Annotated in this window: 9 protein-coding genes; 5 read left to right on the forward strand and 4 right to left on the reverse strand. The window is 59.7% G+C overall.

Annotated elements, in window-relative coordinates:
- Positions 1-12: 12 nt before the first annotated feature.
- From aceE to msrA, 5 genes are all read left to right on the forward strand, one after another.
- Complete coding sequence (aceE, locus tag HU739_RS15245; protein WP_186549437.1) at positions 13-2,658, forward strand: pyruvate dehydrogenase (acetyl-transferring), homodimeric type; 2,646 nt, start codon at positions 13-15, stop codon at positions 2,656-2,658.
- Positions 2,659-2,669: 11 nt separating this feature from the next.
- Complete coding sequence (aceF, locus tag HU739_RS15250) at positions 2,670-4,622, forward strand: dihydrolipoyllysine-residue acetyltransferase (protein ID WP_186549438.1); 1,953 nt, start codon at positions 2,670-2,672, stop codon at positions 4,620-4,622.
- Positions 4,623-4,898: 276 nt separating this feature from the next.
- Positions 4,899-6,296, forward strand: coding sequence for an alkaline phosphatase D family protein (locus HU739_RS15255; protein WP_186549439.1), 1,398 nt, complete (start codon positions 4,899-4,901; stop codon positions 6,294-6,296).
- 253 nt (positions 6,297-6,549) lie between these two features.
- Complete coding sequence (locus tag HU739_RS15260; RefSeq protein ID WP_186549440.1) at positions 6,550-9,246, forward strand: putative bifunctional diguanylate cyclase/phosphodiesterase; 2,697 nt, start codon at positions 6,550-6,552, stop codon at positions 9,244-9,246.
- A 219-nt stretch (positions 9,247-9,465) separates the two neighbouring features.
- On the forward strand, positions 9,466-10,131 hold the full coding sequence (gene msrA, locus HU739_RS15265) for a peptide-methionine (S)-S-oxide reductase MsrA (protein WP_186549441.1): 666 nt from the start codon (positions 9,466-9,468) through the stop codon (positions 10,129-10,131).
- 182 nt (positions 10,132-10,313) lie between these two features.
- On the opposite strand, the gene HU739_RS15270 is transcribed toward msrA, so the two are convergent.
- The 4 genes from HU739_RS15270 to putP form a co-directional block, all read right to left on the reverse strand.
- Complete coding sequence (locus HU739_RS15270; RefSeq protein ID WP_166218667.1) at positions 10,314-11,153, reverse strand: 23S rRNA (adenine(2030)-N(6))-methyltransferase RlmJ; 840 nt, start codon at positions 11,151-11,153, stop codon at positions 10,314-10,316.
- 207 nt (positions 11,154-11,360) lie between these two features.
- Positions 11,361-12,074, reverse strand: coding sequence for a DUF4123 domain-containing protein (locus HU739_RS15275; protein ID WP_186549442.1), 714 nt, complete (start codon positions 12,072-12,074; stop codon positions 11,361-11,363).
- Positions 12,064-14,079: a type VI secretion system Vgr family protein gene (tssI, locus tag HU739_RS15280; protein WP_186549443.1), complete on the reverse strand. Its 2,016-nt coding sequence runs from the start codon at positions 14,077-14,079 to the stop codon at positions 12,064-12,066. Before tssI ends, HU739_RS15275 begins: the two co-directional genes overlap by 11 nt.
- 351 nt (positions 14,080-14,430) lie before the next feature.
- Positions 14,431-15,915, reverse strand: coding sequence for a sodium/proline symporter PutP (gene putP, locus HU739_RS15285; RefSeq protein ID WP_186549444.1), 1,485 nt, complete (start codon positions 15,913-15,915; stop codon positions 14,431-14,433).
- Positions 15,916-16,191 lie beyond the last annotated feature (276 nt).

Consider the following 16,191-nt stretch of genomic DNA (forward strand, 5'->3'; position numbering starts at 1 on the left):
CTGGAGCAAGCCATGCAAGACCTCGATCCCGTCGAAACCCAGGAATGGCTGGACGCCCTGGAATCGGTTCTCGACAAAGAAGGCGAAGACCGTGCTCACTATCTGATGACCCGTATGGGTGAACTGGCGACCCGCAGCGGTTCGCAGCTCCCTTACGCCATCACCACGCCTTACCGCAACACGATCCCCGTGACCCACGAAGCACGCATGCCTGGCGACCTGTTCATGGAACGCCGCATTCGCTCGCTGGTACGCTGGAACGCGATGGCCATGGTAATGCGCACAAACCTGCGAGATTCGGACCTGGGCGGTCACATCTCCAGCTTCGCTTCCAGTGCGACCCTGTATGACATCGGCTTCAACTACTTCTTCCAGGCCCCGACCGACGAACACGGCGGCGACCTGATCTACTTCCAGGGCCACACCTCGCCAGGCGTTTACGCCCGTGCATTCATGGAAGGCCGCATCACTGAAGACCAGATGAACAACTTCCGCCAGGAAGTCGACGGTCAGGGCCTGTCGTCCTACCCGCACCCTTGGCTGATGCCTGATTTCTGGCAGTTCCCGACCGTATCGATGGGTCTGGGTCCGATCCAGGCGATCTACCAGGCGCGCTTCATGAAGTACCTGGAACACCGCGGTTTCATCCAGCCGGGCAAACAGAAAGTCTGGTGCTTCCTGGGCGATGGCGAGTGCGACGAGCCGGAATCCCTGGGCGCGATCTCCCTGGCCGGCCGCGAGAAGCTGGACAACCTGATTTTCGTCATCAACTGCAACCTGCAGCGCCTCGACGGCCCGGTTCGCGGCAACGGCAAGATCATCCAAGAACTCGAAGGCGTGTTCCGCGGTGCCCAGTGGAACGTGACCAAAGTCATCTGGGGCCGTTTCTGGGACCCACTGCTGGCCAAAGACGTCGACGGTATCCTGCAACGCCGCATGGACGAAGTCATCGACGGCGAGTACCAGAACTACAAAGCCAAAGACGGCGCGTTCGTGCGTGAGCACTTCTTCAACACGCCTGAACTCAAGGCGATGGTTGCAGACTTGTCCGACGACGAGATCTGGAAACTCAACCGTGGCGGCCACGACCCGTACAAGGTCTACGCGGCGTACCACGAAGCGGTCAACCACAAAGAACAACCGACCGTCATCCTCGCCAAGACCATCAAGGGTTATGGCACCGGTGCCGGCGAAGCGAAAAACACTGCGCACAACACCAAGAAGGTTGACGTCGAGAGCCTGAAGCTGTTCCGCGACCGCTTCGACATTCCGGTCAAGGACGAAGAGCTGGAGAACCTGCCGTTCTTCAAGCCGGAGCCGAACAGCGCCGAAGGCCGTTACCTCGCCGAGCGTCGTGCTGCCCTGGGCGGTTTCGTGCCTCAGCGCCGCGCACAGAGCTTCAGCGTACCGACCCCGGATCTGGACACCCTCAAGGCCATCCTCGATGGCTCGGGCGACCGCGAAATCTCCACCACCATGGCCTTCGTGCGGATCCTTGCGCAACTGGTCAAGGACAAGGAAATCGGCCCGCGCATCGTTCCGATCATCCCGGACGAAGCCCGTACCTTCGGTATGGAAGGCATGTTCCGCCAGCTGGGCATCTACTCCTCCGTCGGCCAGCTCTACGAGCCAGTCGATAAAGACCAGGTGATGTTCTACAAGGAAGACCAGAAAGGTCAGATCCTTGAAGAAGGCATCAACGAAGCGGGCGCCATGAGCTCGTTCATCGCTGCCGGTACTTCGTACTCCAGCCACAACCAGCCGATGCTGCCGTTCTACATCTTCTATTCGATGTTCGGCTTCCAGCGGATCGGCGATCTAGCCTGGGCCGCTGGCGACAGCCGTACCCGTGGCTTCCTGATCGGCGGCACCGCCGGCCGTACCACCCTGAACGGTGAAGGCCTGCAGCACGAAGACGGTCACAGCCACCTGCTGGCCGCGACCATCCCGAACTGCCGCACCTACGATCCGACCTACGGCTACGAGCTGGCGGTGATCATTCAGGACGGCATGAAGAAGATGACCGAAGAGCAACAGGACATCTTCTATTACATCACCGTGATGAACGAGTCGTACCAGCAGCCAGCCATGCCGGCCGGTGCCGAAGAAGGCATCAAGAAAGGCATGTATCTGCTCGAAGAAGACACTCGCGATGCGGCGCACCACGTTCAGTTGATGGGCTCCGGCACCATCCTGCGCGAAGTGCGTGAAGCGGCGAAGATCCTGCGTGAAGAGTTCAACGTCGGCGCTGACGTGTGGAGTGTTACCAGCTTCAACGAACTGCGTCGTGACGGCCTGGCCGTAGAGCGCAGCAACCGTCTCAAGCCTGGCCAGAAGCCTAAGCTGAGCTACGTCGAAGAGTGCCTGAACGGCCGTAAAGGCCCGGTCATCGCCTCTACCGACTACATGAAACTGTTCGCCGAGCAGATCCGTCAGTGGGTTCCGTCCAAGGAATTCAAAGTCTTGGGCACCGACGGTTTCGGCCGCAGCGACAGCCGCAAGAAACTGCGTCATTTCTTCGAAGTCGACCGTCATTTCGTGGTGTTGGCAGCCCTGGAAGCACTGGCTGACCGTGGTGATATCGAACCTAAAGTGGTGGCCGAGGCCATCGTCAAGTTCGGCATCGACCCGGAAAAACGCAACCCACTGGACTGCTGAGGAGACATTTTGTGAGCGAACTCATTCGCGTACCTGACATCGGCAGCGGTGAAGGTGAAGTAATTGAACTGTTTGTGAAGGTCGGCGACCGTATCGAAGCCGATCAGAGCATCCTGACCCTGGAATCGGACAAGGCCAGCATGGAAGTGCCCGCCCCGAAGGCCGGCGTCATCAAGAGCCTGAAAGTGAAGCTGGGCGACCGCTTGAAAGAAGGCGACGAACTGCTGGAGCTGGAAGTCGAGGGCGCCGCTGAAGCCGCCCCGGCCCCCGCTGCTGCGCCAGCCGCCAAAACTGAAGAAAAACCTGCTGCCGCACCTGCTGCCGCCGCACCCGCCGCTGCTCCTGCTGCCGCTTCGGTACAGCAAGTGCATGTGCCGGACATCGGTTCGTCGGGCAAGGCGCAGATCATCGAGATACAAGTCAAGGTCGGCGACACCGTCGAGGCTGACCAATCGCTGATCACGCTTGAATCCGACAAGGCGAGCATGGAAATCCCGTCGCCTGCCGCTGGCGTGGTCAAGGCCATCAGCGTCAAGCTCAACGACGAAGTCGGCACCGGCGACCTGATTCTGGATCTGGAAGTGGCAGGTGCTGCGGCCCCTGCTGCTGCCGCTCCGGCTCAGGCTGCCGCGCCTGCTGCTGCCGCTGCGCCAGCCCCGGCGGCGGCTCCGGCCGCGCCGGCCGCTGACACTGTTCAGGACATTCATGTCCCGGACATCGGTTCGGCAGGCAAGGCGAAGATCATCGAAGTGCTGGTCAAGGCGGGCGATACCGTCGAAGCCGACCAGTCGCTGATCACCCTGGAATCCGACAAGGCGAGCATGGAAATTCCATCGCCTGCCGCCGGCGTGGTCGAAAGCGTTTCGATCAAGCTGGATGACGAAGTGGGCACCGGCGATCTGATTCTGAAGCTGAAAGTCAAAGGCGCGGCACCTGCTGCTGCCCCGGCTCCAGCGGCTGCGCCAAGCGCTCCGGCCCCTGCCGCTGCTGCTCCGGCTGCACCGGCTGCCGCCGCCGCTCCAGCCGCTGCACCGGCCAAGCCAGGCGCGAAAGTTCACGCCGGCCCCGCCGTGCGTCAACTGGCCCGTGAGTTCGGCGTCGAGCTGAGCGCCGTCGGCGCCAGCGGTCCGCACGGTCGCATCCTGAAAGAAGACGTGCAGGTTTACGTCAAGGCAATGATGCAGAAGGCCAAGGAAGCACCGGCCGCTGCTGGCGCTACCGGTGGCGCGGGCATCCCGCCGATCCCGGTCGTCGACTTCAGCCGTTTCGGCGAAATCGAAGAAGTGCCGATGACCCGCCTGATGCAGGTCGGCGCGGCCAACCTGCACCGCAGCTGGCTGAACGTGCCACACGTGACGCAATTCGACTCGGCAGATATCACCGAGCTGGAAGCCTTCCGTGTCGCGCAAAAAGCCGTGGCCGAGAAGGCTGGCGTCAAACTGACCATCCTGCCGCTGCTGCTCAAGACCTGCGCGCATTTGCTCAAGGAATTGCCGGACTTCAACAGTTCGCTGGCACCAAGCGGCAAGGCGATCATCCGCAAGAAATACGTGAACATCGGCTTCGCCGTCGACACCCCGGATGGCCTGCTCGTACCGGTCATCAAGAACGTCGACCAGAAGAGCCTGCTGCAACTGGCGGCCGAAGCGGCTTCGCTGGCTGAGAAAGCCCGCACCAAGAAGCTGTCCTCGGACGAGATGCAAGGCGCCTGTTTCACCATTTCCAGCCTCGGTCACATTGGCGGCACCGGCTTCACGCCGATCGTCAACGCGCCGGAAGTGGCGATCCTCGGTGTTTCCAAGGCTACCATCCAGCCTGTCTGGGATGGCAAAGCCTTTCAGCCGAAGCTGATGCTGCCATTGTCGCTGTCCTACGATCACCGCGTGATCAATGGTGCAGCAGCAGCACGCTTCACCCAGCGTCTGGGCAGCCTGTTGGGCGACATCCGCACGATCCTGCTGTAACTCAAACGGCCCTCCAGCCACGGAGGGCCGTTTGCTGCACCCTTTCGAGCGCCACACGCTCGTACCTCAACCCCGTCAGTTTGGCGGGGCTTTTTTTTGCCTGAAGAAAACCACCCCGCATATTTCCCACAAGTAGCGCTGACATCGGCCACAAGCTGCGTCAACTTCACGCCAATATTTTTATTCGCCACACAACTAACCTTAAACAGCAAAGCCAACTAACAATGCCGCGCAAAAACTTTAACTTTATTCAGCCTTCATTCGAATGGATTCGACATGTTAAAACCGACCATTGGCCCGATCATCGGCCACGTTACAACTAACCACGCGCGAATATTTATTCGCGGTAATTCACAACACAACGCACTGGTATTTGCCGCCCTGCGTTATCGCACATACGGAACAACACAATGGGCAAAGCCTGTTTTCGTGCAGCTCAGTGAACGGCGTGATATGTCCGATGTTTTCGCGCTCAACAACTTGAGTAGCGATACCGAATACGAATACCAGACAGGCTGGTTCAGCCCGATGAGTCCGGTACATACCAAGGACAGCGTCGCAGAGTTGCCCCTGCAGTGGCCACGGGAAACCTACCGCCTGCGCACACGTTCCACTAAGCCCGTGCAATCCAGAGCTTACATAGTCGGATCGTGCCGCTATTTGCGCATGACCGCCGGCATCGCCTCGCTGCCGCAACTGGGCGACCGTATATTCGCTTCGATCAACCAATTGATTGAAGGCGCACAACCGCCGATCAGCGCAACATTGATGACCGGCGATCAAATCTATGTTGACGACTTGAACGTGATTGCCCCGGACCGGGAATACAAAGACATACTTGCAAAATACCGGGCAGCCTTTTCACAACCCAACATCCAACGCCTGATGTCCGGCACATCGACTTACATGATCCTCGACGATCATGAAATCGAAGACAACTGGCCGGCCAACGCAAGCAAGTCCGACAGCGACTTGTATCGCAATGCCATGGCCGCCTACGAGTTGTATCAGGTCAGCCACAGCCCGGCCCATGAACTAACTTCTACTGGCCAGATAAACCATGCCAAACTTGATCATTACTGGTATCAGTTCAGCGACGGTGATATCGAATGGTTTGTCACCGACAGCCGCACGCGGCGTAACTTGTCGGCCGATGACCGACGCGTTCTGGATGCAGAACAGGAACAGGCGCTGCTCAAATGGCTGATAAACAGCCCTGCGCGCGTCAAGTTTGTGGTAACCAGCGTGATGTTCTATCCGGATCGCAAACTCGACGGCAACGACGCCTGGAAGAGCTTTCCCGAGCAACGTCTGCGCCTGCTGGAAACCATCCGTACCCGGCGGATCAAGAACGTCGTGTTCGTCTCGGGCGATGTTCACGGCTCGCTCACCAGTCGCCTGACTCACAGCAACGACCCGGATTTCGAAGTTCACACCATCGTCTCTTCACCGCTGTGCAACAGCAAGCTGTTGCCCTATGCCAAGGCGTCAACGTTCATCCTTGATAAACCTCTGGCGCGCACGGCGGCGGGGGATTATCTGCAGGAGTTGACCAGTAAGGTGGTGAGTGAGGACAACTTTGCGCACGTGGTCGTCGATGCTGACCGGATTGTGGTGAATTACCATGATCGCGATGGCAAACCGCTGCAGTCGATCACGCTGAAACTGCGCTGAAACCCAAAAAATCGCAGCCTTCGGCAGCTTCTACATAGGTATGCGTTCCCTGTCGGGGCTGCCGAAGGCTGCGATCATTTGATCTTTTCTGACACCCGCTGGAGAAATGTTTGTTGCAGCCGACATATTCTTATAGCACTTGGCCTTCATCTCTCTTGTCAGTCAGTGCCGCAATGATGCAACCTTGCCGCAGGCAACAGTAAAGAGGGCGAGAGCCCGGCGCGTTCAGCATATTTCCAAGCGAGTTTCCTTGATGAAAAGCCAACCCGATGCCGCCAGCCGTATGGCGGCCGAGGTAGTGACGCAGTTGCCTGTGCCCTCGCGGCTCGGCATGCTGCGTTTCGAGCGCTTGAATGAAGCAAGCTGGGCGATGCTGTTCCTCGATCCCAACTGCGAACGCCAGTTCGGTCAGCCGGCCGTGGAATTGTGCGCACTGGTCGGTTCGCCCTACGCCAGCCTCATGGAGCCCGAAGCGCGCTATCAACTGCACGACGCCATCCAGCAGCAATTGACTACCAGCCCCCACTATCTGGTGCGCTACACGCTGCACACCGTGGCCGGGGCCTTGAGCATCCTGGAACTCGGCGAAGCGTACCGACAACACAACCGGCACTTGCTGCGCGGCTATTTGCTGGCGGTCGATGACGTGTACGACGACGCGCCGACCTTGCCATCGGTCGACCTGGAAACCCAGAATTCCCGCCTGCAGATCGCGCTGGAGCTGAACCAGCGCGCCCAGCAGGAACAACTGCAACATCTGGAACGCGTGCGCGCCCAGCAAGACTTGATTCTACTACTCGCCCGGCAGCGCTACAGCACTCACAATTCGCTGCAAGAAGCCGCCGAACTGATCACCCGCTGCGCCTGCGATATCTATGAGATCGACTCAGCCAGCCTGTGGAATCTCGAAGGCCAGCACTTGCTGCCGATCTCGGCCTACCATCGGGCGACCCAGGAATACATCCTGCCAGACGCCATCGACATCAGCGGCTTCCCTGACTACATGGAAGCGCTGCACAGTAGCCGCGCCATCGATGCCCACAACGCCTTGCATGACCCGCGCACCCGCGAGATGGCTGAGGCAATGCGCTCGCGTGACGTCAATGCCATGCTCGATGCGAGCATCCGCGTCGACGGGCAGGTTGTCGGCGTGCTGTGCCTGGAGCAGACCGGTGTGACCCGCGCCTGGCAGTCCGACGAAATTGCCTTTGCCGGTGAACTGGCCGACCAGTTCGCGCAAGTGATCAACAACCACAACCGCCGCACTGCCACCAGTGCCCTGCACTTGTTCCAGCGCGCAGTCGAGCAAAGTGCCAACGCCTTTTTGCTGGTCAATTGCGACGGCGTGGTCGAATACGTCAACCCGAGCTTCACCGCGATCACCCAATACACCACCGAAGAAGTTCACGGCCAGCGCCTGTCCGAGCTGCCGGCTCTGGAAAACCTTAGCGAGTTGCTGTTCGACGCGCCCTCGGCGCTGGCGCAGAGCAACAGTTGGCAGGGCGAATTCAAAAGCCGACGCAAGAATCTCGAACCGTACTGGGGCCAGCTGTCGATCTCCAAGGTCTACGGTGACAACCGCGAACTGACGCATTACATCGGCATCTACGAAGACATCACCCAGACCAAACTGGCGCAACAGCGTATCGAGCGCCTGGCCTACACCGACAACCTGACCAACCTCGGTAACCGCCCGGCGTTTATCCGCAACCTGGACGAGCGTTTCGCCCGTGACAGCGACACGCCGATCAGCCTGTTGCTGGTGGACATCGACAACTTCAAGCGGATCAACGACAGCCTCGGCCACCAGACCGGCGACAAGCTGTTGATCAGCCTGGCCCGGCGTCTGCGCAACAGCCTCAGCCCGAGCGGCAGCCTTGCCCGCTTCGCCAGTAACGAGTTCGCCGTGCTGCTCGACAATACCGGCCTTGAGGCCGGCCAACAGATCGCCAGCCAGTTGCTGATGACCCTCGACAAGCCGATGTTCGTCGACAATCAGTTGATCAGTGTCACCGGCTCCGTGGGCCTGGCCTGCGCACCCCTGCACGGGCGCGATCCGCAAACCCTGATGCGCAACGCCGGTCTGGCACTGCACAAGGCCAAGGCCAACGGCAAGCATCAGGTGCAGGTATTCACCGAAGCATTGAACGCCGAGGCCAGTTACAAACTGTTCGTCGAGAACAACCTGCGCCGCGCCCTGACGCAGAACGAACTGGACGTGTTCTATCAGCCCAAGCTGTGCCTGCGCAGTGGGCGCCTGCTGGGCATGGAGGCGCTGCTGCGCTGGAATCACCCGGAGCGTGGCATGATCCGCCCGGACCAGTTCATCAGCGTTGCTGAAGAGACCGGTCTGATCATTCCGATCGGCAAGTGGATCGCGCGTCAGGCCTGCCGCATGAGCAAAGCCCTGACCGCCGCCGGCCTGGGCAACCTGCAAGTGGCGATCAATCTGTCGCCAAAACAGTTCTCCGACCCTGACCTGGTCGCCTCCATCGCCAACATCCTCAAGGAAGAAGCGCTGCCGGCAAAACTGCTGGAACTGGAGCTGACCGAAGGCCTGCTGCTGGAAGCCACCGAAGACACGCACTTGCAGCTCGACCAGCTCAAGCGTCTGGGCCTGACCCTGGCCATGGACGACTTCGGTACCGGTTACTCGTCGCTGAGCTATCTGAAAAAATTCCCCATCGACATCATCAAGATCGATCGCAGCTTTATCCACGAAATCCCCGACAACCAGGACGACATGGAAATCACCTCCGCCGTGATCGCCATGGCCCACAACCTCAAACTCAAGGTCGTGGCCGAAGGCATCGAGACCGCCGAGCAACTGGCCTTTCTGCGCCGGCATCGTTGCGACGTCGGCCAGGGCTACCTCTTCGACCGACCGATTCCCGGTGCCGAACTGATCCAGGCGCTCAAGCGCTATCCGCGCGGGCCGCTTTGCCTCTGAAACACCTCAAATTCCAATTTGATGAACGCCTCTGTGGGAGCGGGCTTGCTCGCGAAAGCGGTGTCATTCAGTGGATGCAGCCACTGACACACCACTTTCGCGAGCAAGCCCGCTCCCACAAGGGTTATATCCATATTTTTTGAGTAGTGATTAGTGCGGCATCATTCGGCACACTGGCGGTCTGACTTTTTACCCCCAACCTGACTGAGAGGAACGCTCATGGTTCTGCGCTCGGAAATCCTGGTGAACAAAAACGTGCTTCCAACCAAAGAACAAGCCCTGCCCGGTCGCGAAACCCCGATGGTCCTGCCGGAAAAACACTTTTTCTTCAAAGACACTCCACTGCTCGGCCCGTTTTTTCAGGACGTCGACTTTGCAATCTTCGGTCTTGGCTGCTTCTGGGGTGCGGAACGGCGCTTCTGGCAGCGCGAAGGCGTGGTCAGCACGGTCGTCGGTTACGCCGGCGGCTTCACACCGAACCCGACCTACGAAGAAGTCTGCTCGGGCCTGACCGGCCACGCCGAAGTGGTACTGGTGGTGTATGACAAGGCCAAGGTCAGTTACGAAGAGCTGCTGGCGATGTTCTGGGAACTGCACAACCCGACCCAGGGCATGCGCCAGGGCAACGACATCGGCACGCAGTACCGCTCGGTAATCTACGCGACCAGCCCGGAGCAACTGGACGCCGCGCTGAAGAGCAAAGACGTGTATCAGGCTGAACTGCTGAAGGCCGGCCTGGGTGAAATCAGCACCGAGATCGACCAGGCACCGACCGTGTACTTCGCCGAGGCCTATCACCAACAGTATCTGGCGAAAAATCCTGAAGGGTACTGCGGGATTGGCGGTACCGGTGTGTGCATGCCAGCGAGCCTGGCAGCCAACTAGCGCCGACTGATCGTTCCCACGCTCTGCGTGGGAATGCCTCAAGGGACGCTCTGCGTCCGCTGTTGGGACGCGGAGCGTCCCGGGCTGCATTCCCACGCGGAGCGTGGGAACGATCACGCTCCTATGCAGGAGCTGCCGAAGGCTCGGGCCGCGATCGGACGGTCTTTTGATCTTGCTGTTGATCAGCTCTCGGCAATCAACCAATCCATCTGCCAGCCGCCCTGAGTCTGCCCCAGTTTCTTCGACAACCACGGCAGCAGCTCACGCAATTCTTCCTCCAGCCCCCACGGCGGATTGGCAATCGCCAGGCCCGAACCGTTCAGGCTGTTGGGCGTGTCCAGCGGATGCACCAGCAATTCCACGCGCAGCAACTTCGGTGCGCCCGTGCCAGCCAGGTCCTGATAGAAACGCCGCAACGCACGTTGATCCTTGACCGGATACCAGATTGCCGCCACGGTTTGACGCATGCGCCCGATGGCTTCTTTCATCGACGCCGCACAACGTTGCATCTCGTCGAGCTGTTCAAACGGTGGATCAATCAGCATCACCGCGCGCTTTTCCTGCACCGGCAACATCGCCCGCGCCACATGCCAGCCTTCGCCCAGATGAACTTTCACCCGACGATCGCCGGCCATGTTGTCTTTGAGCAGCACGCCGTCTTCCGGGTGCTTCTCGTTGAGCATCACCCGATCCTGCGGCCGGGTCAGACGCCGCGCCAGCTCCGGGGAACCCGGGTAATAGCGCAACTGGCCATCCGGGTTCATGTCGTGCAGCACCTTCATGTAGTCGGCGGTCAGCGCCGGCAGGTCCGGCTGATCCCATAGCCGCGCGATGCCTTCCAGGTATTCGCCGGTGCGATTGGCCTGATCGCCCTGCAAGTCATACAGGCCAATGCCCGCGTGGCTGTCGAGATAAGCAAACGGCTGCTCCTTGCGCGACATCAGGGCGATGAGGCGGGTCAAGGTCAGGTGTTTGAACACATCGGCGTGATTGCCGGCATGGAAGGCGTGACGATAATTCATGGCTGCTCCTGCGAGGGCCGCAAAGTTTACCTTTTACCGGGCGGCAAGTCAGGGGTTGGCGGCTGAGCGGACAAAAGCCCCCCTGGACCGCCCCCTGCAAACCCAGTCGCGGTGGCAACGAAAAGATATCCCTGCAACCCATCACTCACCCGTTTATGAAAACCGCCGCGGTTTGAAGGAATCGTCCGTGGCCTTCGCCCGGAAATCTCACGATGACTCTGCCAGCAAAAAGTCCAACAGCGCTGACGATGAAGATTCTTCCGACGCTGCAATCTGAAAGAAACGTCTGATCTTGCAGCGCAGCACCGGCTTGGGTAACGCCTCAAACAGCGCCGGATGCTCTTCGCCCAACCACTGCAGCGCATTGCCGATCTGTGCGTTTTCCGCCGTCGCGGCCAGAACCGTTTCGGGGACCCGCCACCAGGGAAATGTCCGCGTCGAGACCAGCGCCCTGCCCCCGACTTCAACGGCCTGAGCATTGATCAGTCCGCGCGCGATTACCGGCAACAATTGCGCCGGATCGACCGCGTCGGAGTGCAGGATGGACAGCAAAAACCGGCCGTCCCAAAAGCGAAAAAACACCGCCTTCCCGTCTGGCATCAGCACCTGCGTCAGGCTGCGAAAGTGTTCGACTATCGCTTCAAGCCCCGCCGAAGACACCGCCAGCCAACCCCAGTCACGGGACTCGGTCGTCTCAACCCAATCGAGAAATTCACTGTCAGCGGTGACCATTCCCACATAGGGCATCACTGCCTCCCACTCGGCGTAAATCGTATCAGTCCAGACCGGGCTCGCCGCGCCTCGCCAGGCTTGAAATGCGCCGGCCTCGCTGGCGTTGCTGAAAATCGCGAACAGCTGCTCGGATGCCTTCAACGGCTCAAGCGCCAGCCATGCCGAGGGTAGTAGTCGCTCAGGCTGCACAAACACCGTCCTTGCAGCGCTCGCACTCTTCACAAAATGGCGCATCGCCCTTGAAACTCATGATTTGCGCAGCGGTGAGAATCGCCGCAGGCGCCGCCGCCAGTTTGTCCGGAAGGCCAGGCACCACTGGCGCCGCGCCCATTGCCGCCATTGGCGCACCACCCACCTGAATCGGCACGCTGCTGAAAATTCCGCCGGGGCCGATATTGATCCACTGTCCACCGGCCTGAATCGTCGCGCTCGCGCCACCGTCGATCACCACTTGCTGACCAGCGCTGATATGGATCTGCGCCGAGGCACTGGTGGCTTGGCTGTTCACCCGAACCTGCTGGTCGCCGAGCACAGACAAATGGTCATCCTGCCTGACTTCGGTCTGGCGCTGGCCGTGGGTGATGCGTTGCTCATCGGCCCTGAGTTCATGCCGGGCAAGCCCCGTGACAACGATGCTGCGCTGGTTATCGACCTGCACCTGCTGATCATTCAGCACATGCTGCGTCCAGTTGCGCTGGGCGCGCAGGTAGATTTCCTCGGCACCTTTTTTGTCTTCGATGCGCAGCTCGTTGTAGCCGCCTCCGCCGGGGCTGCTCTGGCTGCGCAAGACGCTGCGGGTCTTGTCTGCCGGCAGATCCAGTGGCACCGGCGTCGCGGCGTTGGGCAGGCAACCCATCACCAGTGGCTTGTCGGCATCGCCATCGATAAAGCCGACCAGCACCTCCATGCCCACCCGCGGAATCAGCACACTGCCGTAGTGATCGTGCGCCCAGCCGCTGGCGACGCGCAGCCAGCAACTGGAGTGTTCGTTCAGTTCACCGTCACGGTCCCAGGCCAATTGCACTTTCACCCGACCGTACTCATCGCAATGGATTTCCAGGTCTTTCGGGCCGGTGACCACGGCGGGCTGGTAACCCGACATGCGCGGTTTTTCCGGTGCCAATGCCGGTCGGAAGAACACGTCCCACGGCGTGGCCACAAAGGTATTGCGGTAACCCTGAAAGGACTCGCCATCGCTGGTCACCGACTCCTCCAGCACCTGCGGCTGACGCCCCCGGTGCTCGACGCCAGTGAGCAGCCATAAATCGTTCCAGTCGCTGCGCGGATGCCCGCTGAGTTGCAGGAAATGTCCGCAGACCAACGAAGATTCGTCGCTGCTGCCTTCGGCCTGCCGGTAATCGGCCACGTGCCGCTCCAGCGCTCGCCGTGCCAGATGCTTGCCGGTTTCGCGATCGTTGAATTGGCCGGGAAAGTGGTAGTCCTCCAGCACCGGACGCTGCTCGCCATCGCTGCGACTTTCCAGAGACAGGCGCGGCTTTTTGAAGTTGTAGTCGCGCCGGGTGACGACACTGGTGCGCGTTTCCACCCGCACGTTGAAACGCTGGATTGCCGGGGCGCCAGCCGACATGCCGCTGCCCGGCAGATACAGAGTCGACTCGGGCAGTCTCGGGAATACCGTCTGGTCGTCGCCAAACACCAGCAGATGGCCTTCGGGCCTGTGTTGAAAGTGGTAATGAATGCCGACTTCGGCACACAGGCGCTGAATGAAAGCCAGATCGCTTTCTGCGTATTGCACGCAGTACTCGCGCTGCGGGTATTCGCTGCCAAGGCGAAATTCGAAGGCATCGCGCAGAATCGAATGGTCCTTGAGGATTTGCGTGACAATTTGCGGCACGCTCTGATGCTGGAAAATTCGCTGGTTGATGCGATGCCCCAAATAGGTCAGACGCGGGACGAGGCTCAGGTGGTAGCGTGTCAGACGCTTCCCGGAATCACCCTGCCCGACCTGATAAATCTGACCGTGGATACCACTGCCCCGAGCATCAAGACTGAGAAACGCCTGACCGTGCAGCAGGCTTTCGAGGTCCAGGTCCGGCCGCTCGCTGACCAGTTCCAGCTCGAAGCGAAAAGGTTGGCTGATGGCTTCCTTGCCCGTGAACTCAAGGACTTTGAGGTCATGCTGGGCGCCTTCTAGGGTCAACGTGAAACGCGGTTGATTGGCAGGCGCGAACATCCGATGTCTCTCTGCGAAATGAGGGCGGGCGATTCTGCATCAGGGGCAAGGGGTCTTGGATGGGTGACGGGAAATTCAGATTCGCCCTACATATATTGCTGAAAACCCCACGATAATTGGCGCCTTCGACTACAGACAAATCCCCCGAACCCACCACCGTCCTTGTAGGAGTGAGCCTGCTCGCGATAGCGGCGTGTCAGCCGACACCAGTATTGAATGTAAGACCTCTATCGCGAGCGGGCTCACTCCTACAAGGGTTTTTGCGGTTCATCAGATAAATCACAGGCAATAAAAAACGGCCCGCCTCCGGTAGGAGACGGGCCGTTTTCCTGTGAGCCGAAGCTCAGTGCATCATTTGTTCAGCTTGAAATCTTTTTCCGCCGCTTCGAAGCGCTCAACCATGCCTCGGCTCGGCTCGCCCATCTTGCTGACGATGTAGATAGCCAGGCTGGCGAAGATGAAGCCCGGGATGATTTCGTACAGACCCAACAGTTCGAAATGCTTCCAGACCACTACGGTGATCGCGCCGACCAGGATACCGGCCAGTGCGCCGTCGCGTGTCATCTCTTTCCAGACCACCGAGATCAGGACAACCGGACCGAATGCAGCACCGAAACCGGCCCAGGCGTAGGACACCAGGCCCAGTACGCGGTTGTCCGGGTTGGCGGCCAGCGCGATAGCGATCAGTGCCACCAGCAGCACCATGGCGCGACCGACCCAGACCAGCTCCAGTTGCGAAGCGGATTTACGCAGGAACGTCTTGTAGAAGTCTTCGGTCAGGGCACTCGAGCACACCAGCAACTGGCAGCTCAGGGTACTCATCACGGCAGCCAGGATGGCGGACAGCAGCACACCGGCAACCCATGGGTTGAAGAGAATCTTGGCCAGTTCGATGAACACACGCTCAGGGTTTTCGGTAACGGGACCGGCGACTTCCGGGTGCGCCGAGAAGTACGCGATACCGAAGAAGCCCACGGCCACGGTGCCGCCCAGGCACAGAATCATCCAGGTCATGGAGATGCGACGGGCATTGGCAATCGATTTCACCGAATCCGCTGCCATGAAACGCGCGAGGATGTGCGGCTGACCGAAGTAGCCCAGGCCCCAGCCCATCAGCGAAATGATGCCGATGAACGTGGTGCCTTTGAGCATATCGAAGTTGCTTGGATCCTGAGCTTCGATGGCCAGGAACGTGGTGTCGACGCCGCCAGTGGCCAGCAGGACGATGATCGGCGTCAGAATCAGCGCGAAAATCATCAGCGTGGCTTGTACGGTGTCAGTCCAGCTCACCGCCAGGAAACCACCGATAAAGGTGTAGGCAATCGTCGCCGCAGCACCGGCCCACAGCGCGGTCTCGTAAGACATGCCGAAGGTGCTTTCGAACAGACGGGCACCGGCGACGATGCCGGATGCGCAATAGATGGTGAAGAACACCAGAATCACCACCGCCGAGATAATCCGCAGCAAGCCGCTTTTATCTTCGAAACGGCTGGAGAAGTAGTCCGGCAGGGTCAGGGCATCGCCGTTATGCTCGGTCTGCACACGCAGACGGCCGGCAACGAACAGCCAGTTCAAGTAGGCACCGACGATCAGACCGATAGCGATCCAGCTTTCGGAGAGACCGGACATGTAGATGGCGCCCGGCAGGCCCATCAACAACCAGCCGCTCATGTCGGAGGCACCGGCCGACAGCGCAGTAACCACGCTGCCCAGGCTGCGACCGCCCAGAATATAGTCAGAAAGGTTGTTGGTGGAGCGATAGGCCATCAAGCCGATCAGCACCATTGCTGCGATGTAGATCACGAACGTGATCAGGGTTGGATTGCTTACGCTCATTGAGTTACGCCCTGGCTTTGTTTTTATGTAGCGGCGGTGGTGAACCGCTCGCAAACGACGACGTTTGGCAGACGATCCGGGATCCCGCGCATTTAAGACTGATGTTTCCCCAGGAAAGCCATCAGCCGGTGCTTCGGGTTATTCCCGGTTGCACCTAGGGCGCGAATGCTATGCAACAAATCAAATAAGGTGCAACCAGTTTCGTGAGAATAAGTTGCACCTAGTCGGTTTTATCGACAAACACCCCGTTTTTGCTCCCTTTTATGGCAGTCGTGG

The organism is Pseudomonas hamedanensis (assembly GCF_014268595.2).
Lineage (GTDB): Bacteria > Pseudomonadota > Gammaproteobacteria > Pseudomonadales > Pseudomonadaceae > Aquipseudomonas > Aquipseudomonas hamedanensis.

Coding starts and splice junctions, on each gene's coding strand:
- aceE (WP_186549437.1), top strand. CDS start 13: ATGCAAGACCTCGATCCCGTCGAAACCCAGGAATGGCTGGACGCCCTG.
- HU739_RS15255 (WP_186549439.1), top strand. CDS start 4,899: ATGTTAAAACCGACCATTGGCCCGATCATCGGCCACGTTACAACTAAC.
- HU739_RS15260 (WP_186549440.1), top strand. CDS start 6,550: ATGAAAAGCCAACCCGATGCCGCCAGCCGTATGGCGGCCGAGGTAGTG.
- msrA (WP_186549441.1), top strand. CDS start 9,466: ATGGTTCTGCGCTCGGAAATCCTGGTGAACAAAAACGTGCTTCCAACC.
- HU739_RS15270 (WP_166218667.1), bottom strand. CDS start 11,153: ATGAATTATCGTCACGCCTTCCATGCCGGCAATCACGCCGATGTGTTC.
- tssI (WP_186549443.1), bottom strand. CDS start 14,079: ATGTTCGCGCCTGCCAATCAACCGCGTTTCACGTTGACCCTAGAAGGC.
- putP (WP_186549444.1), bottom strand. CDS start 15,915: ATGAGCGTAAGCAATCCAACCCTGATCACGTTCGTGATCTACATCGCA.